The 21295-nt window shown below is 63.5% G+C and carries 17 protein-coding genes; 4 read left to right on the top strand and 13 right to left on the bottom strand.

The window, feature by feature from the left end; translation table 11 throughout:
• The 8 genes from GGD61_RS37985 to GGD61_RS37950 all read right to left on the bottom strand — a co-directional run.
• Window positions 1-988, bottom strand: a 988-nt coding sequence (locus tag GGD61_RS37985; protein ID WP_210311335.1) for an IS30 family transposase, incomplete at its 3' end; no start/stop codon positions are given.
• A gap of 84 nt (window positions 989-1072) precedes the next feature.
• Window positions 1073-3769, bottom strand: coding sequence for a nitrate reductase (locus GGD61_RS37980; protein ID WP_092259672.1), 2697 nt, complete (start codon window positions 3767-3769; stop codon window positions 1073-1075).
• A gap of 28 nt (window positions 3770-3797) precedes the next feature.
• Window positions 3798-5015: an NAD(P)/FAD-dependent oxidoreductase gene (locus GGD61_RS37975; RefSeq protein ID WP_177237257.1), complete on the bottom strand. Its 1218-nt coding sequence runs from the start codon at window positions 5013-5015 to the stop codon at window positions 3798-3800.
• A 10-nt stretch (window positions 5016-5025) separates the two neighbouring features.
• Window positions 5026-5454 carry a globin family protein gene (locus GGD61_RS37970; RefSeq protein ID WP_092259963.1) on the bottom strand — a complete coding sequence of 143 codons (429 nt, stop codon included), beginning with the start codon at window positions 5452-5454 and terminating at the stop codon, window positions 5026-5028.
• A 119-nt stretch (window positions 5455-5573) separates the two neighbouring features.
• Entirely contained in the window at window positions 5574-6953 is a 1380-nt protein-coding gene (locus GGD61_RS37965) for an MFS transporter (RefSeq protein ID WP_018322790.1), read from the bottom strand.
• 336 nt (window positions 6954-7289) lie between these two features.
• The gene (locus GGD61_RS37960) at window positions 7290-8084 is read right to left on the bottom strand and encodes an ABC transporter ATP-binding protein (protein ID WP_183232272.1); all 795 of its coding nucleotides are present in this window, start codon (window positions 8082-8084) and stop codon (window positions 7290-7292) included.
• Window positions 8085-8097: 13 nt separating this feature from the next.
• The gene (ntrB, locus tag GGD61_RS37955) at window positions 8098-8994 is read right to left on the bottom strand and encodes a nitrate ABC transporter permease (protein WP_092259678.1); all 897 of its coding nucleotides are present in this window, start codon (window positions 8992-8994) and stop codon (window positions 8098-8100) included.
• Window positions 8995-9055: 61 nt separating this feature from the next.
• A complete protein-coding gene (locus GGD61_RS37950) occupies window positions 9056-10375 on the bottom strand; it encodes a CmpA/NrtA family ABC transporter substrate-binding protein (RefSeq protein ID WP_092259680.1) in 1320 nt (439 codons plus the stop codon).
• A 673-nt stretch (window positions 10376-11048) separates the two neighbouring features.
• Between GGD61_RS37950 and GGD61_RS37945 the strand changes: the two genes are divergently transcribed.
• Together GGD61_RS37945 and GGD61_RS37940 are read left to right on the top strand one after the other, a co-directional pair.
• Window positions 11049-11888 (top strand): formate/nitrite transporter family protein, encoded by an 840-nt coding sequence (locus GGD61_RS37945; protein ID WP_092259682.1) that lies wholly within the window; start codon window positions 11049-11051, stop codon window positions 11886-11888.
• Window positions 11889-11948: 60 nt separating this feature from the next.
• Window positions 11949-13685: a bifunctional protein-serine/threonine kinase/phosphatase gene (locus tag GGD61_RS37940; RefSeq protein WP_018322785.1), complete on the top strand. Its 1737-nt coding sequence runs from the start codon at window positions 11949-11951 to the stop codon at window positions 13683-13685.
• Between the two features lie 834 nt (window positions 13686-14519).
• Here GGD61_RS37940 and GGD61_RS37935 read toward each other — a convergent pair.
• Together GGD61_RS37935 and GGD61_RS37930 are read right to left on the bottom strand one after the other, a co-directional pair.
• Window positions 14520-14669 (bottom strand): hypothetical protein, encoded by a 150-nt coding sequence (locus GGD61_RS37935; RefSeq protein WP_177237258.1) that lies wholly within the window; start codon window positions 14667-14669, stop codon window positions 14520-14522.
• 389 nt (window positions 14670-15058) lie between these two features.
• Window positions 15059-15976 (bottom strand): intradiol ring-cleavage dioxygenase, encoded by a 918-nt coding sequence (locus tag GGD61_RS37930; RefSeq protein ID WP_092259684.1) that lies wholly within the window; start codon window positions 15974-15976, stop codon window positions 15059-15061.
• Window positions 15977-16135: 159 nt separating this feature from the next.
• Here GGD61_RS37930 and GGD61_RS37925 point away from each other — a divergent pair, with 159 nt between their 5' ends.
• A complete protein-coding gene (locus tag GGD61_RS37925) occupies window positions 16136-17410 on the top strand; it encodes a serine hydrolase (protein ID WP_092259686.1) in 1275 nt (424 codons plus the stop codon).
• Between the two features lie 52 nt (window positions 17411-17462).
• Here the strand turns inward: GGD61_RS37925 and GGD61_RS37920 are convergent, their stop codons facing one another.
• The 3 genes from GGD61_RS37920 to GGD61_RS37910 form a co-directional block, all read right to left on the bottom strand.
• Window positions 17463-18782: a TRAP transporter large permease gene (locus GGD61_RS37920; protein ID WP_092259688.1), complete on the bottom strand. Its 1320-nt coding sequence runs from the start codon at window positions 18780-18782 to the stop codon at window positions 17463-17465.
• Complete coding sequence (locus tag GGD61_RS37915; RefSeq protein ID WP_018322779.1) at window positions 18779-19294, bottom strand: TRAP transporter small permease; 516 nt, start codon at window positions 19292-19294, stop codon at window positions 18779-18781. The genes GGD61_RS37920 and GGD61_RS37915 overlap by 4 nt, the downstream gene beginning before the upstream one ends.
• A gap of 84 nt (window positions 19295-19378) precedes the next feature.
• Window positions 19379-20377, bottom strand: a complete 999-nt coding sequence (locus tag GGD61_RS37910; RefSeq protein WP_092259690.1) for a TRAP transporter substrate-binding protein — start codon at window positions 20375-20377, stop codon at window positions 19379-19381.
• Window positions 20378-20919: 542 nt separating this feature from the next.
• On the opposite strand from GGD61_RS37910, the gene GGD61_RS40985 reads away from it, so the two are divergent.
• Window positions 20920-21279 (top strand): DUF1236 domain-containing protein, encoded by a 360-nt coding sequence (locus tag GGD61_RS40985; protein ID WP_143109074.1) that lies wholly within the window; start codon window positions 20920-20922, stop codon window positions 21277-21279.
• Window positions 21280-21295 lie beyond the last annotated feature (16 nt).

Below are 21295 nucleotides of genomic sequence, written 5' to 3'. Positions count from 1 at the left end.
CGCCATGCCCCGCCAACCGGGGAAGGTGCAATAGCATTGTGAAGCGCGTCGTGCGCTCGACCAATGTGCCGATCGCCGAGCTGCCAAGACCCAGGATAAGATCTCCCTCCCAATGTCCCGGCACGGCTCGATCGGCTGCTTCAGCGGGGCGCTCACTGATCATGATCTCCGGCGAGACAAAGCCCTTGCCCCGCCTGCGTACGCGTCCCCTGGGCACGCGCAAGACGCGCCCGGTTCGTAAGCAGGCCGTCAGCTCGCTGCGCAGTACACCGCGGCCCTGAACGAAGAGAGCCTGATAGATGGCTTCGTGGCTGATGCGCATGGTCTTGTCGTCCGGGAAGTCGATCAGCAAGCGTCGGGCAATCTGCTCAGGGCTCCATGCCTTGGCCCATCGTCGATCCTTTCGTCGACCATGCCGGCGGCCGTTCCACCGAACGGAGGGGCCAGCAATACAAGCTCCGCTCGGGGCTACGACGCCGCCGGCTAGTCTCTCCTCCACATAAGTGCGCAAGGCGGCGTTGAGCGCAAGCTTGGTCGGTTTGGGCCGGCGGGCAGATCGGTCTGCATGCCATTGGGCAGTTGTTGCCCGATACTCCAACCCGCCGCCGCGGGTGGCCGCGTTCCTACGCAGTTCACGGGAGACCGTCGAAGCAGCTCGCCCCAAGCGGCGCCCGATCTCCTGTATGGAATGGCCCTGCACCTTTAAAAGGGCGATGTCCTCACGTTCAGCCAACGAAAGGTAGCGCCCGGAGAGAGGGGTGGCCGAAGATCTGAACATCGCTGGTGGCATGCCGCCCGCCCTCCGGAATAATCTGCTTCCGACAGGTTGCGATAATCCAGCCTCAAGCGCAGCATCTTCACTGCTCTGCCCTGTGGCAATCGCCCTCCAAAATCTATTCTGTTTATCGCGTCCTGCAACAGACGGCCGGCCTGGCGATGGCAATGGCGCCCGTCCTGACCGCGCCGATCGCCGATTTACAACCTTCATCGCAGCCTCCAACGTCATGGTGTTGCCACGACCGTTTGAATCCGCCCTGGATCGCCCGGTCAAGCCGGGCGATGACAGCCGAGCCTATGCGACGACCTTCGCCTGCTTCACCGGTGCCACGTCCGTCGTTGCAATCAGGCGTTTCAGCTCCGGAATGCAGGAGCCGCAATTGGTGCCGGCCTTGAGCTTGGCGCCGATCTCGGCAGCCGAGCGCGCGCCGGCCGCGATGGTCTCGCAGATGGTGCCGCGGCCGACACCGAAGCAGGCGCAGACGATCGGCCCGGTCGAGGCGGCGCCCTCGCCGGACTTGCCTGACAGCAACATGCGGCGCTGATCGTCGCTGACGTGGTCGGCCACGAACAGGCTCTTCACCACCTCCCAATCGCCGGCGTCATGCGCGGGACCGACGAACAAGCAAGTTTCGATCTGATCACCCGTGAACGAGGCCGCACGATAGACCCCGCCGCCGAAATCGCGATAGTCGGCGACGTCCTCGCCGGCGACGCTCTCGACCCAGGCCGGCCAGCGCGAAAGGTCGGCGTTGTCGGCGAAGAGATAGCCGAAACCGCCGGTGACCGTGACGCGGGTCCACAACAGGTTCGGCGGCAGATCGAGCTGCTTCCGCGACAGCGCAAAGCCACGGAAGACGAATTCGTAAGGCGCGATCGCGGCCGGCGTCGCCTTGGATTCCGGCTGCCCCGAGAACGGATCGGTGAAGGACTGAACCAGTGCTCCGACGCGGCCATGCGAGGCATTCATCGCGCTCCAATGGATCGGCGCGAACAACGTGCCACGCTGAGTGCTGTCGCTGACGACGACCTTCAGGATGCACTGACCATAATCGGTGGTAACGCGGGCATAGCCGTCGTGAACGATGCCGTATTTGCCGGCATCATCAGGATGGATCTCGACGAAGGGCTCCGGCAGATGCGCGCCCAGCCGCTGGCTGAGACCCGTGCGCGTCATGGTGTGCCACTGGTCGCGGATGCGTCCGGTATTGAGCCTGAGCGGGCGCGAGGCGCCGGTCTCGCCGCGCAGCGACGGCACCTCCGGCGCGACGAAGCGGCCCTTGCCGTCATTGGTGAAGAAGCCGCCCTTTGCAAAGAAGCGCTCGCTGGACGTCTCGCCTTCGCGCACCGGCCACTGCACCGGCTTCAAGGCGTCGAAGGCCTCGTTCGACAGCCCGGTGAGCGCGCCGATGTCGAAATCGCGGCTACCGTCGTTCTCGAACGCCGAGAGCGCAGCATGCTCGCGGAAAATCTCCGCGGCGGATTTGTAGTTGAAGCTGTCGCCGAAGCCGAGACGCTTTGCCGTCTCGCTCAGGATCCACCAGTCCGGCCGCGCCTCTCCCGGAGCCGGCAGGAATGAGCGCTGGCGCGAGATGCGGCGCTCGGAATTGGTCACGGTACCCGACTTCTCGCCCCAGGCGAGCGCCGGCAGCAGCACATGCGGACCGGCATCGACCGTGTCGTTGGAGAGCACGTTCTCGGAGACCACGAACAGCTCGAGCTTCTTCAACGCCTCGCGCACGAAGTCCGCATCGGGCAGCGACACCGCGGGATTGGTGCCCATCACCCAGAGCGCCTTGACCTCGCCGCGATGGATCGCCTCGAACAGCTGCACCGCCTTCAAGCCCTCATGGGTGGCGATGCGCGGCGCCTTCCAGAACCGCCTGACACGATCGATGTCGGGCGGCGTGAAGCCCATATGCGCGGCGAGCATATTGGCGAGACCGCCGACCTCGCGGCCGCCCATCGCGTTGGGCTGGCCGGTGAGCGAGAACGGCGAGGCGCCGGGCTTGCCGATGCGTCCCGTCGCGAGGTGACAGTTCAGGATCGCGTTGACCTTGTCGGTGCCCTGAGCCGACTGGTTGACGCCCTGCGAATACAGCGTGACGACGCGGTCCGTGTCGCGGAACATCTTGAAGAAGGTGGCGACGTCCTGCTCGGAGAGGCCCGTCGCGAGCGCCGTCGCAGTGACGCTGCCGGCGATGCTGCGCGCACGCGCCAGCGCATCGTCGAAACCGCTCGTGTTCTGCGCGATGTAGTCCTGGTCCAGCGCACCATTGTCGGCGAGATGGACGAACAGACCGGAGAACAGCGCGGTATCGGTGCCGGGCTTGAGGCCGAGGAACAGATCGACATCGCTCGCAGTGTCGGTGCGGCGCGGGTCGATCACGATCATGCGCGCACCGCGCTCCCCACGGTTCTTCAGCATGCGCTGGAACAGCACCGGATGGCACCAGGCCGCGTTCGAGCCGACGAAGACCAGCAGATCGGCCTGGTCGAGATCCTCGTAGCAGCCGGGGACTGTGTCGGCGCCAAAGGCGCGGCGATGGCCGGCGACCGAGGACGACATGCAGAGCCGTGAATTGGTGTCGACATTCGCCGTGCCGACAAAGCCCTTCATCAGCTTGTTGGCGACGTAGTAATCCTCGGTGAGGAGCTGACCGGAGAGATAGAACGCGACCGCGTCGGCGCCGTCGCGCGCCACGATGTGCTGCATGCGATGGGCGACATGATCGAGCGCATCGCTCCAGGCGACGCGTTCGAGCGCGCCCTTACAGCGGATCATTGGATAGAGCAGACGGCTTTCGAGGCCAACGGTCTCGCCGAGCGCTGAGCCTTTCGAGCACAGCCGGCCGAAATTGGCGGGATGGTCAGGATCGCCCGCGATCGCCGCACCGCCCTTGCCATCCGGCGTCGCCAGCACGCCGCAGCCGACGCCGCAATAGGGACAGGTCGTCTTGGTGGCACGAAGCGCGGGATCGATCGCCGTCATATCAAGCTGCCTTGTCACGCCGGCTCTATCAAGCCGCCTCGGAAGAACGCGCAAGCGCGCGGCCGAACATCATGTCGGTGCGGATCGCCGCCACCTTTTCGCGATTGCGGATCAGCTCGAGATACCAGAGCGCATCGACGGTATCGCCGATCAGCACCGCGCCGGTGAGCCGGCCGTCGGCGATCACGAGCTTCTTGTAGGTGCCGCGCCTGCGGTCGGTCAGCACCAGGCTCTCGCTGCCCTCCCCGCCCATGAAGTCGCCGGCGGAGAACACGCTGACGCCAGAGACCTTCAAATTGGTCGAGACCACGCTGCCCTGATAGGCGGCGGGCCGGCCGGCCAGATGCCGTGCCAGCACCCGCGCCTGCTCATAGGCGGGCTCGACCAGGCCATAGCAGGTGCCGCGATGCTCGGCACATTCGCCGAGCGCGAAAATGTCGGGCGATGCCGTCTGCATCACATCGTTGACGACGATGCCGCGGTTGACGGCGATGCCGGCGTCCTTGGCAAGCGCCACGTTCGGCTTGATCCCGGCGGCGAAGATCACCGCATCGGCCTCGATGCGGCTGCCATCGGCAAGCTCGACGGCCTCGACATGACCATCGCCATGGATGCGGGCGGTCGAGGCATTGAGCAGGATGCGGATGCCCTTGCGCTCGACCAGCGTCTTGAGCAGGTCGGCGGCCGGCCCATCGAGCTGACGCTCCATCAGCCGGTCCATCAAATGCAGCAGCGTCACCGGCGCACCGGCCTTGGCAAGGCCGTAGGCTGCCTCGAGCCCGAGCAGGCCGCCGCCGACGACGACAACGCGCTTCTTCGCAGCGGCCAGCGTCAGCAAAAGGTCGACGTCGCGCGTATCGCGAAACGTGTGCACACCGGCGAGATCGGCACCCGGCAAATTCAGCCGCAGCGGCGTCGATCCGGTGGCGAGCACGAGCTTGGAATATTCCATGCTCTCCTCGCCTTCGATCTTGAGCTCGCGGCGGCCGGTGTCGATCTCGGTGACGCGATAGCCGTAGCGCACCGTGACGCCGCGATGGCGCCACCAATCGGCCGGGCGGAGCTCGATCTCGTGCGAGCCGGTCTCGCCGGCCAGCACGGATGAAAGCAGCACGCGATTGTAAGCGAGCCGCGGCTCTTCGCCGATCACGGCGACCGCGTAGCGGCCGAGTGCGGACTTGGCGAGCTCGTCGACCAGACGCGCGGCTGCCATACCGTTACCGACGATGACCAGCGGTTCACTCACGAGGCATCTCCTATTCAGCGGCCTGCGCTTGCGCGCCATAGGCCTCGGACATCATGTAGCCGGACAGCACGCCGTAAGCGTCGGTCCAGGCCTTTGCCAATTCCGGCGTCCAGGCGTCGCCAAGGCCCTTCTCAAGGGTCCACAGCAGGGTCTCGCCGACCACGGGGTAGTGCTTGGCGGTGGCGCCATAGGCGACATGACGCTTGGCGAGCGCGGAGGCCGCGGGAAGAATCGTCTCCAGGTTCGAGAGGCCGCTGACGACGGCGGCGAGCATGCCCATCAGCTTCTTGCGCTGCTCGGTCATGTCTTCAGGGAACATCGCACGCACGGACGGCGCCACTTCGAACAGACGATCGTAGAACAGCACGGAGGCAGCTTGCGAAATCGGCGCGACCTTGGCGAAGCTCTGCTGGATGAGGGTGATCTGTTCTGGCGTCATGATGTTCTCCTGCCTGTTGGGTTTGCCTTGGTGCGCGCCATTGCGAACCAGGTTCATGGTCAAACTGTCGGGCAATGCTTCTCCCCGCGTACGGGGAGAAGCGAGATTCGTACCAAGTGTCAGACTCGCGCCTCCGCGAGGCTTGACGCGCCCTCACCCTGCGGGCCGCGACGCAGGTAGAACCACCACGTCAAGCCGAGGCAGCTGGCGTAGAAGCCGAGATAGATCGCGAGCGCGAGCTGGGGGCCGCCGGTCAGGGCGATCGACTTGCCGAAACCGGTCGGGATCAGGTAGCCGCCAACGGCGCCGATCGCGCCGATGAAGCCGACCGCCGCACCACTCTCGATGCTCGCCGTCTTCAGCGCGAGCGCGCGCGCCGCATCGCCCTTGCCGCGCACCTTGAACAGGTTCTCTTCGCGGAAGATCGAGGGGATCATGCGATAGGTCGATCCGTTGCCGATGCCCGTCGTCACGAACAGGATCAGGAACATCGACAGGAAGCCGATGAAATCCTTTTGCCCGACGAAGTAGAGCACGCCGACCGTTGCGCCCGCCATCACGATGAAGTTCCAGAAGGTGATGACCGAGCCACCGATCTTGTCGGCAAGCCAGCCGCCGAGCGGCCGCGACAGCGAGCCGACCAGCGGCCCCAGGAACGCGATCGCAATCGTGATTTGCGGGAACTGGGTCTTGATCAGCAGCGGAAACGCAGCCGAATAGCCGATGAACGAGCCGAACGTGCCGATATAGAGATACGCCATGATCCAGGTGTGCTTGCGCTTGACGATCGCAAGCTGGTTCTTCACCGACGACTTCGCCGTGGTCAGGTTGTTCATGAAGAACACGGCACCGAACACCGCGATCGCGATCGGCAGCACCCACATCAGGCCGGCGTTCTGCAGGAAGATGCCGTCGACCGGCGTCGCCTGGAACAGGTTGAAGACGGCGAGCGTCATCAGGATCGGGGTCAGGAGCTGCACGCTGGAGACGCCGATATTGCCGCCGGCCGCGTTCAGGCCGAGCGCCCAGCCCTTCATCCGGTCGGGGAAGAAGAAGGAGATGTTGGTCATGCTGGAGGCGAAGTTGCCGCCGCCGAGACCCGCGGTCGAGGCGATCAGCAGCATCAGCCAGAACGGCGTATCGGGCTGGCTCACGAAATAGGCAAGCGACAAGGTCGGAATGAACAGGATCGCCGCGCTGAAGATGGTCCAGTTGCGACCGCCGAACGTGGTCACCGCGAAAGTGTAGGGAAAGCGCATCAGGGCACCGATCAGCCCCGGCACCGCGATCAGCTGGAACAGCTGGTCGGTCGAGTAGTGAAAGCCCGCCTGCGGCAGCTTGGTGGTGACGATGCTCCAGATCAGCCAGACCGAGAAGCCGATATGCTCGGCCACGATCGACCAGATCAGGTTGCGTCGCGCGATAGTCTTGCCAGTCGCATTCCAGAACGCCTCATCTTCGGGGCGCCAGTCTGAAATCCAAGTAGGATTCTTCGTCATTGAGTATCCCTTCCAGGCTCACCGCTGCGTCGTTGCAGGCTCTGCCTCACATGGAGGCGCGCTCCGAGGCTTCACCCCGGTGGCGAGTTCACGATGCTGATTGATGATGTTGAGGGACGTCGTCGTTGGCGTCGCGCAAAGACATTTCAATTTCCGTGCCAGTTGCGCGCACGCTGGAAATACAGGGATTTCAGGACGTTATTCGTATTGCCAGAAATTTTTGCAGGGCTTTTTCGCACGCAAAATTTGCGATTCGCTCAATCCTTGTGCGACGCACAAGGATTGAGCGGGATGTCGATTATTTGTGCGCAGGCATCCGCTTGCGTTAACTCTTCGTTACGCGGCCTCGACGAAGCGATGACGCTCATAGAGGAATTCGAGCACGCGCTGGCGGCACTTCAGATAGGTGGTGTTGGTGGCGAGCTCGAGCCGCTTGCGCGGGCGCACCAACGGCACCTCCAGCACCTCGCCGATGCGCGCGCTCGGCCCATTGGTCATCATCACGATGCGGTCGGACAGCAGCACGGCCTCGTCGACGTCGTGAGTGATCATCAAAATGGTGTTGCCGAGCTTCTGATGCAGCGCCATCACCGAGTCCTGCAAGTGAGCACGGGTCAGTGCGTCGAGCGCGCCGAACGGCTCATCCAGCAGCAGCACCTTCGGCTCCATCGCCAGCGCCCGCGCAATGCCGACGCGCTGTTTCATGCCGCCGGAGATTTCGGAAGGACGCTTGTCCTTGGCATGGGCCATCTGCACCAGATTGAGATTGTGCAAGACCCAGGCGTCGCGCTCGGCGCGGGACTTGGTCCTGGCAAAGACCTTGTCGACGCCGAGTCTGACGTTCTCGTACACGGTGAGCCACGGCAACAGGCTGTGGTTCTGGAACACCACGGCGCGGTCGGGCCCCGGCGAGTTGACCTCGCGATTCTCCAGCAGCACGCCGCCGATGGTGGCGTTGGTCAGCCCCGCGATGATGTTGAGCAGGGTCGACTTGCCGCAGCCGGAATGGCCGATGATCGAGACGTATTCGCCCTTCTCGATCGTGAGATTGATCTCCTTCAGCACCTCCGTGGTGGCGGCGCCGCGGGTGAAGACCTTGTCGATGTGGTCGAGCTTCAGATAGGCGGTCATGTACCCTCTCCTCTCAGTTCAGCGCGGTGCCGCGGGTGACGACCTTGCCGAGGCCCGCGATCACGCGGTCCAGCACGAAGCCGACGATGCCGACATAGAACAGCGCCAGGATGATCTCGCTGATATGCGAGGAGTTCCAGGCGTCCCAGATGAAGAAACCGATGCCAACACCGCCGATCAGCATTTCCGCCGCGACGATCGCCAGCCACGACAGGCCGATGCCGATGCGAAGGCCGGTGAAGATGTAGGGCGCGGCCGCCGGGATCATGATCTTGGCGAAGAATTCCAGCGGATTGAGCTGCACCACCGCGGCGACGTTGCGATAGTCCTGTGGGATGTTGCGGATGCCGACCGCGGTGTTGATGATGATCGGCCAGATCGAAGTGATGAAGATGACGAAGATCGCCGAGGGCTGACCGTCGCGGAAGGCCGCGAGCGACAGCGGCAGCCAGGCCAGCGGCGGAATGGTGCGCAGCACCTGGAACAGCGGATCGAGCCCGCGCATGGCCCAGACCGACTGCCCGACCAGGACGCCGAGCGCGATGCCGGCGATCGCCGAGAGCGAATAGCCCAGGGCAACGCGCTGCAGACTGGCGGACAGATGCCAGAACAGGCCCTTGTCGATGCCGCCATGGTCGAAGAACGGATCGAGGATCAGCTCCTTGGTGTCCTTGAATACTTTCGACGGCGGCGGCAGCGCCGAGCCGGCGCGGCGGCAGACCAGTTCCCAGACCAGCGTCAAAAGCGCGATCACGACCAGCGGTGGGATCACGCGCACGGCAGTTTCCCGCGCCATCCGTGCATAGGCTTCCGTGCGCGGCGGGCGCTTCGGCGTCAGCGCGACGACCGGCGCGGCAACGGCCGCAGGCGACGCGATCTCAAGCTCAATCTTGGTGGCAGGAATGTTCATCGAAAATCCCTCTCCGGCTTCAAAGGACGAAGCGGCCGCCTGACGGCGGCCGCAGGCTCCATCAGACTTCGACGCGCTTGATCGCGAGCGACTTCAGATAGGCTGCCGGATTTTCGGGATCGAACACCTTGCCGTCGAAGAAGGTCTCCTTGCCACGCGAGGTGGAGGTTGGAATTTCCGCGGCGGCGACGCCCAGAGTCTTGGCCGCATCGCGCCACATGTCCTCGCGATTGACCTTGGCGATCAGCGCCTTGGTGTCGAAGCCAGGCTCGTACTTGCCCCAGCGGATATCCTCGGTGAGGAACCAGAGGTCGTGGCTCTGGAACGGGTAAGAAGCGAAGTCGCGCCAGTACTTCATGATGTGCGGCGAGTTTTCGACCACCTTGCCGGGGATGCCGTAGTCGAACTTGCCGGCGCTGCGATCGAGCACGTCCTCGACCGGGCAGTTCATCCACTGCCGTTTGCCCATGATGGCGGCGAGCTCGGCCTTGTTCTCGGCCTTGTCGGCCCATTGCTGGGCTTCCATCACGGCCATCAGCAGCGCCTTGGCAGCCTTCGGATATTTGTCGACGAAGGCGGCGCGCATGCCGAAGGACTTTTCCGGATGCTTGTTCCAGAGCTCGCCGGTGTTGACCGCGGTGTAGCCGATCTTCTGATTGATCAGCTGCAGATTCCAGGGCTCGCCGACGCAGAAGCAGTCCATGGTGCCGACCTTCATGTTGGCCACCATCTGCGGCGGCGGCACCACGATGGTCTCGATGTCCTTGTCGGGATCGATGCCACCCGCGGCGAGCCAATAGCGGATCCAGAGATCATGCGTGCCGCCGGGGAAGGTCATCGCGGCCTTCACGGCCTTGCCGGAGACTTTCTTCTTCTCCAGCGCCGCCTTGAACGGCGATGCGTCGACACCGAGCTTGAGGTCCGCATATTCATTGGCGACCGAGATGCACTGACTGTCGAGATTGAGCCGCGCCAGGATGTACATCGGCGTCGGCTGGTTGTTCTGCGTCACCTTGCCGGCCGAGATCAGGTAAGGCATCGGGGTCAGGATGTGCGCGCCGTCGATGCCGTTGCCTTCGGAGCCGAGCACGAGATTGTCGCGCGTGGTGCCCCAGGAGGCCTGCTTCTGCACGTCGGTGTCGGGCATGCCATATTTGGCGAACAGGCCCTTGTCCTTGGCGACGAAGAGTGGGCCGGCATCGCTCAGCGCGATGAAGCCGAGCTTGGCACCCTTGACCTCGGGGCCTGAATCCTGCGCGAAAGCGCCGGCGGGGAAATTCAGTTTTGCGGCGGCGAGAAGTGCGGCGGTCGAGCCGGTGGCCTTCAACAATTGACGGCGGCTGAGGCCACTCTCCGAGGGCCGGCGGGTGCGCTTGGTCATAGGCAGTGTCGTCCTTTGCATCGTTGCAGAATTGATGGCGTCAGTGCACACGAGCAGCCCGTCCGTCCGGCGGCGCCGCCTTTGGCGCATGCGAACGCACGGCGGGGAGACCCCCGCCTGATGGCGTCGGCAAGTCGGATGAGAAGTCTCGCGGGACGGCTTCAATGGCGTCGGCATGGAACTATTCAAGCTTCATGCCAAGCCCGACACACCGAAAACTTATTATAGATCAGTACATTAAAGAGACTGCGCGCGACTGTCGCAGGTCCAGCCCGCATGCGAAAGTTGCGGCCTGCTTAATTCTTGTGCGGCGCACAAGCCTTGTGCAACCGATCAAGCAACAGGCCGCCAAGTGCTGTGACGCCGGATTGGGCCTAGATCCATGTTATTGATGTGACTATATTTTTCTTGCCGGACGGCGCGGCACGCAACTTGCTTCTCTATGAACGTCAACGAAGACTGCGGCTCGCCGCATTGTGCAGCCTCTGGCGGCTGCATCCGGAAGCTCAACTGCCTCGCGGCCGTTCCTGGCTTTAGTCCTCGTGACGCGATTCCCAAGGCTTCCAGACATTCCATAGCCCTCGTGCGCGGCAGGCCAGCCGGCACGGCCCATGACGTTGCAGCCGCGCTCCCGGGCGCGTCGATCTCTCTTACGAAGCAAAAGGAACCATTGATGTCGTATCTCGCGCCTTCGGAATTCGTCACCAAGATGGTGGATGCGGGCGAGTCCAAGATCTTCATGTCCACCCGGGATACCATCATCCGCGCCTACATGGCCGGCGCCATCCTCACGCTCGCCGCATGGTTCGCCGTCACGATCAACGTCAACACGGGTCAGCCGCTGGTCGGCGCGCTCTTGTTTCCGGTCGGCTTCGTCATGTTGTACCTCCTCGGCTTCGACCTCCTGACCGGCGTGTTCGTGCTCTCGCCGCTTGCCCTGATCGACAAGCGTCCCGGCGTCACGATCGGCGGCGTGCTGCGCAACTGGGGCCTTGTCTTCATCGGTAATTTCGCCGGCGCGTTCACGGTCGCCTTCATGATGGCCTTCGTCACCACCTTCGGCTTCACGCAGCCGCCGGACAAGGTCGGCACCGCCATCGGAATCATCGGCGAGAGCCGGACGCTCGGCTACGCCGCGCACGGTGCAGCCGGCATGGCGACGCTGTTCATGCGCGGCATGCTCTGCAACTGGATGGTCTCGACCGGCGTCGTCGGCGCCATGATCTCGACGTCGGTCCCCGGCAAGGTCATCGCGATGTGGATGCCGATCCTGGTGTTCTTCTACATGGTGTTCGAGCATTCCGTCGTGAACATGTTCCTGTTCCCGTCCGGCCTGCTGCTCGGCGCAAAATTCTCGATCCTGGACTATCTGATCTGGAACGAGATCCCGACTGTGCTCGGCAACCTCGTCGGCGGCCTCGCCTTCACCGGCATGACCCTTTACGCCACGCACGTCATGACCCTGCCCAAGCGGCAGGTCGACAAGGCCGCGAAGCCCCGCGTTGCGGCCTGATCAAACACGTCTCGACAGGGGAGCCTCGCCCAGCCAGGGTGAGGCTCCTCTCTCCTGGTGATGACGATGACCCGCGGACTCCTGATCTCGGTCGGCCAGCACTCCGACAAGGGCCGCAAGCCGGTCAACCAGGATTTCCACGGCGTCCTGATTCCGGAGGAGCCGCTGCTCGGCCTGAAGGGCATCGCGGCGGTCCTCGCCGACGGCATCTCCTCTAGCACGGTGAGCCAGATCGCCAGCGAGTCGGCGGTCAAGAGCTTCCTGATGGACTATTACTGCACGTCGGAATCCTGGACGGTGAAGACGTCCGCCCGCCGCGTGCTGGATGCGACCAATTCCTGGCTGCACGCGCAGACGCGCAAGAGCCAATACGCCTATGACCGCGACAAGGGCTATGTCTGCACGCTGAGCGCCATGGTCATCAAGGCGACCACAGCGCACATCTTCCATGTCGGCGACTGCCGCATCTACCGCGTCGCGGGCAAGGCGCTCGAGCAGCTCACCGACGATCACCGGATCATCGTATCGTCGGAGCAGACCTATCTCGGCCGCGCGCTCGGCATCAATCCGCAGCTCGAGATCGACTACCTGGCGTTCGAGGTCGAGGCCGGCGACACGTTCCTGCTGGCGACCGACGGCGCCTACGAATTCGTCGACGCGCGCTTCATCACAAGCGCGCTGAACGAGCACGCAGGCGAGCTCGACGGAGCGGCCAAGGCGATCGTCGAGGAGGCCTACCGGCGCGGCAGCGACGACAACATCACCGTCCAGATTATCCGCATCGACGCGGTGCCGCAGCGCGAGCCGGCCGGCATCTTCAATCAGACCTCACAATTGCCGCTGCCCCCGCTGCCAGAGCCGCGCGCGATGTTCGACGGCTACCGCATCGTCCGCGAGATCCACGGCAGCAGCCGCAGCCACATCTATCTCGCCGTCGATGTCGAGACCGAGGAGCCGGTCGCGCTCAAGCTGCCGTCGGTCGATTTGCGCGACAATGCCGCCTATCTCAAGCGCTTCCTGATGGAGGAGTGGATCGCGCGCCGGATCGACAGCCCGCACGTGCTGAAGCCGCTGTCACAGTCGCGGCGCCGCAATTATCTCTATGTCGCGACCGAGTTCGTCGAGGGGCAGACCCTGAAACAGTGGATGACCGACAATCCGCGCCCCGATCTCGAGACGGTGCGTGGCATCATTGAGCAGATCGCCGCGGGCCTGCGCGCCTTCCACCGCATGGAGATGCTGCATCAGGATCTCAGGCCCGACAACATCCTGATCGACAAGACCGGCACCGCGAAGATCATCGACTTCGGATCGGTCAGGGTCGCGGGCGTCGCGGAGGCCGCGCCACGGGACGAGGCCGACGAAATCCTGGGCACGGTCCAGTATACGGCGCCGGAGTATTTTCTCGGGCAAGGCGGCTCGCCGCGCTCCGACATGTTTTCGCTGGCGGTGATCTGCTACCAGATGCTGACGGGAAAGCTTCCCTACGGCGCCCAAATTGCCAGGATCCGGCGTAAGGCGGACGTGCGGAAGCTCAAATATCGCTCCGCGGACGACGACCGCAGCGTGCCGGCCTGGATCGACGGCGCGCTCCGCCGCGCGCTTCATCCCGATCCCTACAAGCGGCACGAGGACCTGTCCGAATTCGTCTTCGAGCTTCGTACGCCCAATCCGGCCTATCTGGACACGCGGATCACGCCGCTATTGGAGCGCAGCCCGCTGATGTTCTGGAAGCTGACCTCGGCCGCTCTCGCCTGCGCCGTCGTCGTGCTGCTGGCGCTGCTGCACGCCCGCTAGGGCCGAAGCGTCGACTCTTGACGGTCATGCAGGAACTTTATCGAGGTCTCCCTAGATCAATCTTTTGTCGGACGCGTCCATCGGCGCCGACTATCCGCCAGCGTGATAGCGCCTGCAGCCACTAGGACAATGATGATGACCGTGGCAAGCGCCTCCACCGACGCCAGGGTGTCGTACCAGCTGTTCCAAAGCTCAAGCATGCGCTGGCCTCTATCGAGCGCCGCCCATCAGCGATAGAATACACTTTGTCAAAAGGACGCGCCTTCGCGCGCAAGTACAATGCTGCGTTTCGTCGCGTGCCTTTTGATCGCGCGGCAACGTGACCCATGCCGGAGGCCGGAACGTCGAGCGAACCTAGTTGAGGTCGCCCCGTGGTGAGGTCGCCGGCCCCTATGTCGAAGATGTTGACCAACTGTGAAGTGGTTTACATCCTTGGGTCTTGGCTCGGGCTAAAGTGACGAAAGCTTCTTACTTTGAAGGAGGCATCCAATGCTCGCGGCAATCAAATGGAACTCCCGATATAACGCTCGCGAATGGGTGATGAAGGCCGGGGCGCTCGTCGTCCAACTCCGCGCACCGAATGCAAACCGACAGAGCGGTGAAAGTAAGTCAAGGCGGCCACTCTGGAAACAGTTCGACGACACCCATCATTGGGACTCAACCGCGGAGGAATGGGTCCCAAACCCTGATCGGTGATCGTGCAACGCATCGTGCGCGCACCGGCCGAATTCCGAGACTTCAAGATCCCCGTCGCTGACGGGCCCATCTAGCGGTGAGGCCGCGTCTTGAGTTTTGTTTGCCTGACATCCGTATCACGGACAGACGCGGTCGGCCCTACGGGGCTTGATCGTAGGCCTGCAGGATCCTGACAAAATCAGCCATGCTGGATCGATCCTGGTTTTCAGCGATAGCCGCAATCTGAGTATTGGACGCGGGTCGGCTTCCCTGCCAGAACCGCATCAGGAGATCGGCGATGTTTCTCATGGCGTACTCTCTGCACCAACCATGGCAATCAGCAGCAATTGAGCGGCAAAGCGCCGGTTAGTTCGGGAGAAGGGCCGGCGGGCGCTACGCCGCCGGCCTTGTCCCGCAACTGCCGGCTCGCAGGCCGGTTCCGTTGCTTTTCACTCTGGATGCATCGGTACCACCAAGCACTTGGCCGGCGCCATCGCGCGCAGGTATGAAGTGACCATACCTAGGTAGACTTGGGTGGTGAATCGGGATCAGTCGACCAAGTGGCGACTTAATCGCTGGTAGGTTGACGACTTCCGTGGATGGCCCAACTCCGAACGCTGAGGTCCGTTATTGCGCCGCTATCAGAAACACAGCGGACTTCGTACGCGCCCGGAGTGCCGCGGCATCCCGGCGGGCCATCAGGCCCGCTCCACAGCCTTCACACCAAGCGGCGTCGGCGCCATGCCGCCACCGGGCTTGAGGTGGAATTCATAGCTCATCAAATGCCACTGACCGTCCGCCTTGGAGCCGTCAGGCATCGCGGGATCGTTGCGCGGCTCGACCTTGGCGACGAGATCATCCTTGACCCCGAACACCACGTCGGAATCCAGATATTTGTCGCCGTCCATGAAGACGTGCGTGATCAGCGGCTCGTATCCCTTCGCGTTGACCAGGAAGTGCACATGCGCCGGGCGCATCGGATGACGCTTGGTCTGCATGATCATCTCGCCGACCGGGCCGTCGGTCGGGATCGGATAGCTGCATGGCAAGATGGTACGGAAGAAGAAGCGGCCATCGTCATCGGTGATGAAGCGCGCCCGCGCCGAAGCGCCGACCTCGTCATAATTCGGCTTCTGGGAATCGTAGAAGCCGTCGTCATCGGCATGCCAGACGTCGACGGGGACATTGGCCAGCGGCTTGCCCTTGAGATCGGTAACGCGGCTCTGCACGAACATCCGCTCGCCGGTTTGATTGTTCGGCGAGATGTCGGTGCCGTGCGCGGCCACCTTGTGCTCGCCGACATAGAACGGGCCGAGCACGGTTGTCTGGGTGGCGCCCTCGCGGTCGCGATGGTTGACCGCGTCGACCAGCATGGAGACACCGAGCACGTCGGACAGCAGGATGAACTCCTGGCGGGTGTCGGTGCATTTCTGCCCGGTGCGGGTCAGGAAATCGATGGCGTAGTCCCATTCCTCGAAGGTGAGACCCGTCTTGCTCACGTAATCGTGCAGCGACTTCACCAATTCCTGGAGCAGGAATTTCGCGCGCGGATCGGGCGTGCTGTCGAAGCTTTTGACGACGGCCTGGGTGAGATCAGTCTCGTTGAACTGGGTCATGATGGTTTGCCCTGCGTTTTCTCATTGGCCCCGGGGGGGCCTGGAGGCGTTCCAGGGGCCAGCCTACACCAGCCGGCCCGCTCGCGTTAAGCGCGAGCGGCTTGGAATGGGGCCGTCATTTGGCTATCAACGGACCGACAAAACTGCCCGGAGGAACTGATGCTCGCCCCCACCCCCGCCTCGCCCGAATCCGTCGGCATGTCCAAGGCCGCGCTCGACCGCATCGATGCGCATCTGAAGAACCGGTACATCGATGCCGGCCGCTTCCCGGGCACGCATCTCCTGGTCTACCGCCGCGGCAAGGTCGCGCACAGCTCGGTTCAAGGCTTTGCCGACGTCGAGCGCAAGCTGGCGGTCAAGGACGACACCATCTACCGCATCTATTCCATGACCAAGCCGCTCACCAGCGTCGCCTTCATGATGCTGGTCGAGGAAGGCCTGGTCGCGATCGACGAGCCCGTCGCCAAATTCATTCCGGAATGGAAGGATCTCGGCGTGTTCGTCGCCGGCACTTCGCCTGCCTTCCTGACCCGCCCGCCGTCCCGGCCGATGCTGATCGTCGACCTCCTGCGCCACACCTCCGGCCTCACTTACGGCTTCCAGCAACGCTCCAATGTCGATGCCGCCTACCGCGCCGAGAAAATCGGCGAGGTCGAGAAGTCAGGCACGCTCCAGACCATGATCGAGAGCCTCGCAAAAATCCCGCTGGAGTTCTCGCCGGGCGAGGCCTGGAACTATTCGGTCTCGACCGACGTGCTCGGCTATCTCATCGGCAAGATCTCGGGAATCCCCTTCGAGCAATTCCTGAAGCAACGCATTCTCGACCCGCTCGGCATGACCGACACCGATTTCCACGTGCCTGCTTCCAAGGCCCACCGGTTCGCCGCCTGCTACTCGGCCGACCCCGGTGGCGGCATGACCTTCCATGCCGGCCAGCGGCGCGAGGGCCTGACGCTTCAGGACGACCCCGCAACGAGCTCGTTCCTTACCCCGCCCTCCTTCATATCCGGGGGCGGCGGCCTCTGCTCGACAGTGGCAGACTATCTCACCTTCTGCCGCGCGCTTCTCAACGGCGGCGAGCTCGGCGGCGTCAGGCTGATCGGGCCGAAGACGCTGGCGCTGATGACCAGCAACCACATTCCGGGCGGCGGCGCCCTGCCCGAAGTGTCGCGCTCGCTCTTCTCCGAGGCCACCTATAACGGCATCGGCTTCGGCCTCGGCTTCGCGGTGACCATGCGCCCGTCCGAAACGCTGATCGCCGGCAGCCCCGGCGAATACAATTGGGGCGGCGCAGCCACGACCTCGTTCTGGATCGATCCGGCCGAAGAGCTGATCGCGATCTTCATGACGCAGGTGCTGCCGTCGAGCGCCTACCCGATCCGGCGCGAGCTGCGCAGCATGGTCTACGCCGCGATCACCGAGAGCAATCTGTAACCAATCCAACCGATCCCGCGGCCCACCGCCGCGGGATCGCGCCGTCAGACGCTCATTTAAGCATCTCCGGCACGATCAGACGCGGCAGGAACAGCGACACGCTGGGCCAGACGATGACTGCCGCGAGCACGAGCAGCATCGGAATCAGCATGATGACCGTGTCCTTCAGCGCATAACGCAGCCGCACGCCCGCGATCGAGCAGGCGATCATCAGACACAGGCCGTAGGGCGGCGTCACCAGTCCGAAGGCCAGCGACACGATGGAGATGATCGCGAACTGAACCGGATGGAGATCGACCGACTTGGCGAGCGGCTCCAGCACCGTGCCGACGATGATAATGGCCGGGATGGCGTCGAGAAAGCAGCCGACGACCAGAAAGCAGAAGGAGATGAAGAAGCCGGCCGCAACAGCGCCCATGCCCCATGTCGAGACATTGGCCAGCAGTTCCTGAGGGATCTTGTAGTAGGCGAGCAGCCAGCCAAACGCACTTGCGGTGCCGACGCAGAACAGTGCCACGCCGGCGAGGCGCCCGGTATCGAGCAACGCCTTGTACAATTCGCGTAGACCCGTCTCGCGATAGAAGAATGCTGAGAGCACCACAGAATAGAGCACCGCAACACAGGCGGACTCGGTCGCGGTGAACCAGCCGAGCAGGATGCCGCCAACGATGATGAACGGCGTCATCATGGCCGGTATCGACCGCCAGATGGCGCATCGCATCTCGACCCAGCTTGCCTTCGGATAGGTCGGGTAGCCGCGGCGCACGGCATAGACATGCACCGTCGCCATCTGCGCGCCCGCGATCAGCAGGCCCGGCACGATGCCAGCCAGATACATCGCCGCAATCGAGGTCGAGATCAGCCCGCCCCAGACGATCATCAGGATCGACGGCGGGATGATTACCGCCAGAACCGCCGACACCGCCGTGATGGCAATGGAGAACGAGAGGTCGTAGCCCTCCTTGGTCTGCGCATCGATGAAGATCTTTGACTGGCTCGCCGCGTCGGCGGTCGAGGAGCCGGAGATACCGGCAAAGAACACCGATAGCACGACGTTGATTTGCGCCAGCGACCCCGGCCAGTGACCGACCATCGAGCGCGACAGCGCAACCAGGCGGTCGGTGATGCCGCCGATGCTCATCAGGTTCGCCGTCAGCAGGAAGAACGGCACCGCCAGCAGGATGAATGAATTGTACGCATTGAAGGTCTCCTGCGCGAGCGTCATCAGCGACAGATGCGGCTCGATCAGCAGGATCGGCACGCAGGCAAGGCCGAGCGCGAAGGCCACCGGCACGCGCACGATGAGCAGGCCGATGAAAACCCCGAACAGCACCATCGCGGCCTGTCCGGCAGAGAGTACATTGCCGCTCATCGCCCTGCCCCAACCAGAATGCGCATTTCATCGACGATCTGTTCACCCGCGAAAACGATCCACGTGACTCCGGCAACGGGCCAGGCGACGTGAATCAGCCAAAGCGGCAGATCGGCCAGTTCCGAAGTCCTGTTCCAGGCGAAGCGGGTGAACTCGAGGCCGGCCGATACGAACACCAGCGCCAGCGCCAGTATGCCGAGCCGCGCGAGGATTCGCACCGCGGCCTCCGACCGCCGCGACAAATCGGGCCACACATCGACCTCGAAATGCTGCGCTTCGCGCACGCCGACCATGGCGCCGATCATGATCGTCCAGACGAACAGGAAGCGCGCCATCTCCTCCGTCCAGATGTAGGACGGAATGAAGGGCGTGTAGCGTGAGATGATTTGCAGCGTGACCGGAACGACCAGGACGCCGACGCAGACGGCCAGCAGGAATTCCAGCAGCTTCGCATAGGCCGCCGAGACGCGACGCCACAGCGACGGTGTGGACGGGACGGGCATTTCAGACATTGGGGCTCCGTGCAGCAACTCATCCGCCAGTTCCGGGCAAGAAGCGGGGCTTGCCCGGAGATGCTGTCGGCGGACGCAAAGACCTCAGACGACGTTGATCTTCTCGAAAATGCCCTCCGCACCGATTTCCTTGGCGTAGGTGGCCATCACGGGGTCGGCGAGCTTCTTCATGGCGTCCCGCTCCTCGAAGGGAACGCGCTTGAGCTTGCCGGCCTTCTCGAGCGTGTCGAGCTTGACGACCTCTTCGCTCGACTCGAGCTGACGGCCGTAGTCGCCGGCCTCCTTGCCGGCCTTCATGATCGCGTCCTGCAACTCCTTCGGCAGGGTCTTCAGCGTCTTCACCGAGAAGCAGATCGGCCGGATCGACACGGCGTGCTGGGTCAGGTTGAGATGCGGAGCGACTTCGTAGAACTTCATCGCCTCGACGCCGGCCGCCTCGTTTTCGCCGGCCGATATCACGCCGTTCTGGATCGCGTTGTAGATCTCGTTATAGGCGATCACCGTCGGGCTCATGCCGACCGCCGCAAAGGTCTTCGACCAGATCGGCGCGCCCTGCACGCGAACCTTGAGTCCCTTGAGATCGGCGAGATTCTTGAGCGGCTTGTTGGCGAAGATGTTGCGGATGCCGCCGCCGGCATAACCGATCAGGACGACCTCGGCCTTCGCCGCGACCTCGTCAGCGATCGGCGCCAGGATGTTGGCCTCGACGACCTTGTTCATGTGCTCGATGCCCTTGAACACGAAGGGCGCATCGATGAAGGGGGCCGCCTTGGCGAAGGTCGACATGTGAGCCGGCGAGACGATGCCGTAATCGACCGCCTTGCCCTGCGACATGTACTCGAAATACTGCTTCTCGAGGCCGAGCGAGGAGTTCCTGTGCAGCGTGAAGTTGACGGGCTTGCCGTAATACTTCTTCACCAGCTCCTCGAACCGGAGCAGTGCCCGGTTGAAGGCGTGGTCGTCGTTGAACTGGACCGCGCCGTTCAGCGAGATCGGCGCTTGCGCCCTGAGGATCGACGGCATCCCAATCGTAGCCGCCGCAGTGGTCGCACCGATACCAGCGAGAAATGACCTTCGCTTCATCGTCTCCCCTCCCTTTGATGCTCCGGCCCTGTCGCCGGGCCGTGAGCGCAGCCGGTATCCGGCTTGCGAAGGGGAAGGGTATGAAAAACGTCGGCGGGACGGAAGTCATTTCGCGCGCGCTGGAGGTACTCTTCGTCGCAGGGCTAAGCCCCCACCACCTGTTGCACTGCAACTCGCGCCCCTGCCGGCGCGGGCGGGCTGTATGGGCACAGTCGCACTCCCGGAGGAGGCCGGCCACGAGCGGACCTAATGTGCGGCACGCACGGACCCGCTCGCCCGCTGCTGCAGGCCTAGTGTGTATGCCCGATCAGATAGATGCCGCCGCCGATCACCAGCACGGCCGGCACAGCCCACAAGATCAATACCGGCGTTTGCCGCTCTCAGCTTCGGTCCGCGATTTGTAGATCGTGCCCGACGGGCTGACGACGGTCATCGACGTGTCCGTCGGCTTCTTGTCGACGAGTACACTTCTTCGTCTTGACGTCCTGCACGACGCAGAATTCGTCGGCCGCGCGGCGCTTATTCTCGTGAGGAGGACAAAGATGAAGAAGCTGCTCCTGCTATCCGCCGCGGCGGTTCTGATCTCGACCAGTGCGTTTGCGCAATCCACCGTGGTGACAACCACCGGAACCGGTCACGAGGCAGCTGTTCAGATCGAGCCGCAATACCGGACCAGGATCAAATCCTACGTCACCGAGCATCACCTTCGCCCGATCACGACAAAGGAAAAGATCATCGTCGGCGCGACCGTGCCGGGCGACGTCGAGCTGGAGGCCGTGCCGTCCGATTGGAGCGCGGACATCCCGAACTGCGCTGCAACATCTCGTTTCCGAACCGCTCGCCATCTGCGAAAAACATGGCGCCGCGCAAGTCCCGCACGTATGGTCTGCCCAAAATCATAATCCGGCGCCGCTGCGC

It is taken from the genome of Bradyrhizobium sp. SBR1B, from assembly GCF_014198205.1.
Taxonomy (GTDB): Bacteria; Pseudomonadota; Alphaproteobacteria; order Rhizobiales; family Xanthobacteraceae; genus Bradyrhizobium.
The sequence above is the reverse complement of the archived record's forward strand: the minus strand, read 5'-3'. Positions and strand labels throughout refer to the sequence as shown.

Bases quoted from the DNA above. Each gene is read 5' to 3' on its own strand.
- GGD61_RS40985 (WP_143109074.1), top strand. From the start codon at position 20,920: ATGAAGAAGCTGCTCCTGCTATCCGCCGCGGCGGTTCTGATCTCGACC.
- GGD61_RS37920 (WP_092259688.1), bottom strand. From the start codon at position 18,782: ATGAGCGGCAATGTACTCTCTGCCGGACAGGCCGCGATGGTGCTGTTC.
- GGD61_RS37960 (WP_183232272.1), bottom strand. From the start codon at position 8,084: ATGACCGCCTATCTGAAGCTCGACCACATCGACAAGGTCTTCACCCGC.
- GGD61_RS37945 (WP_092259682.1), top strand. From the start codon at position 11,049: ATGTCGTATCTCGCGCCTTCGGAATTCGTCACCAAGATGGTGGATGCG.
- GGD61_RS37950 (WP_092259680.1), bottom strand. From the start codon at position 10,375: ATGACCAAGCGCACCCGCCGGCCCTCGGAGAGTGGCCTCAGCCGCCGT.
- GGD61_RS37910 (WP_092259690.1), bottom strand. From the start codon at position 20,377: ATGAAGCGAAGGTCATTTCTCGCTGGTATCGGTGCGACCACTGCGGCG.
- GGD61_RS37930 (WP_092259684.1), bottom strand. From the start codon at position 15,976: ATGACCCAGTTCAACGAGACTGATCTCACCCAGGCCGTCGTCAAAAGC.
- GGD61_RS37965 (WP_018322790.1), bottom strand. From the start codon at position 6,953: ATGACGAAGAATCCTACTTGGATTTCAGACTGGCGCCCCGAAGATGAG.
- GGD61_RS37980 (WP_092259672.1), bottom strand. From the start codon at position 3,769: ATGACGGCGATCGATCCCGCGCTTCGTGCCACCAAGACGACCTGTCCC.
- GGD61_RS37935 (WP_177237258.1), bottom strand. From the start codon at position 14,669: ATGAGAAACATCGCCGATCTCCTGATGCGGTTCTGGCAGGGAAGCCGA.
- GGD61_RS37925 (WP_092259686.1), top strand. From the start codon at position 16,136: ATGCTCGCCCCCACCCCCGCCTCGCCCGAATCCGTCGGCATGTCCAAG.
- GGD61_RS37940 (WP_018322785.1), top strand. From the start codon at position 11,949: ATGACGATGACCCGCGGACTCCTGATCTCGGTCGGCCAGCACTCCGAC.
- GGD61_RS37915 (WP_018322779.1), bottom strand. From the start codon at position 19,294: ATGTCTGAAATGCCCGTCCCGTCCACACCGTCGCTGTGGCGTCGCGTC.
- GGD61_RS37970 (WP_092259963.1), bottom strand. From the start codon at position 5,454: ATGACGCCAGAACAGATCACCCTCATCCAGCAGAGCTTCGCCAAGGTC.
- ntrB (WP_092259678.1), bottom strand. From the start codon at position 8,994: ATGAACATTCCTGCCACCAAGATTGAGCTTGAGATCGCGTCGCCTGCG.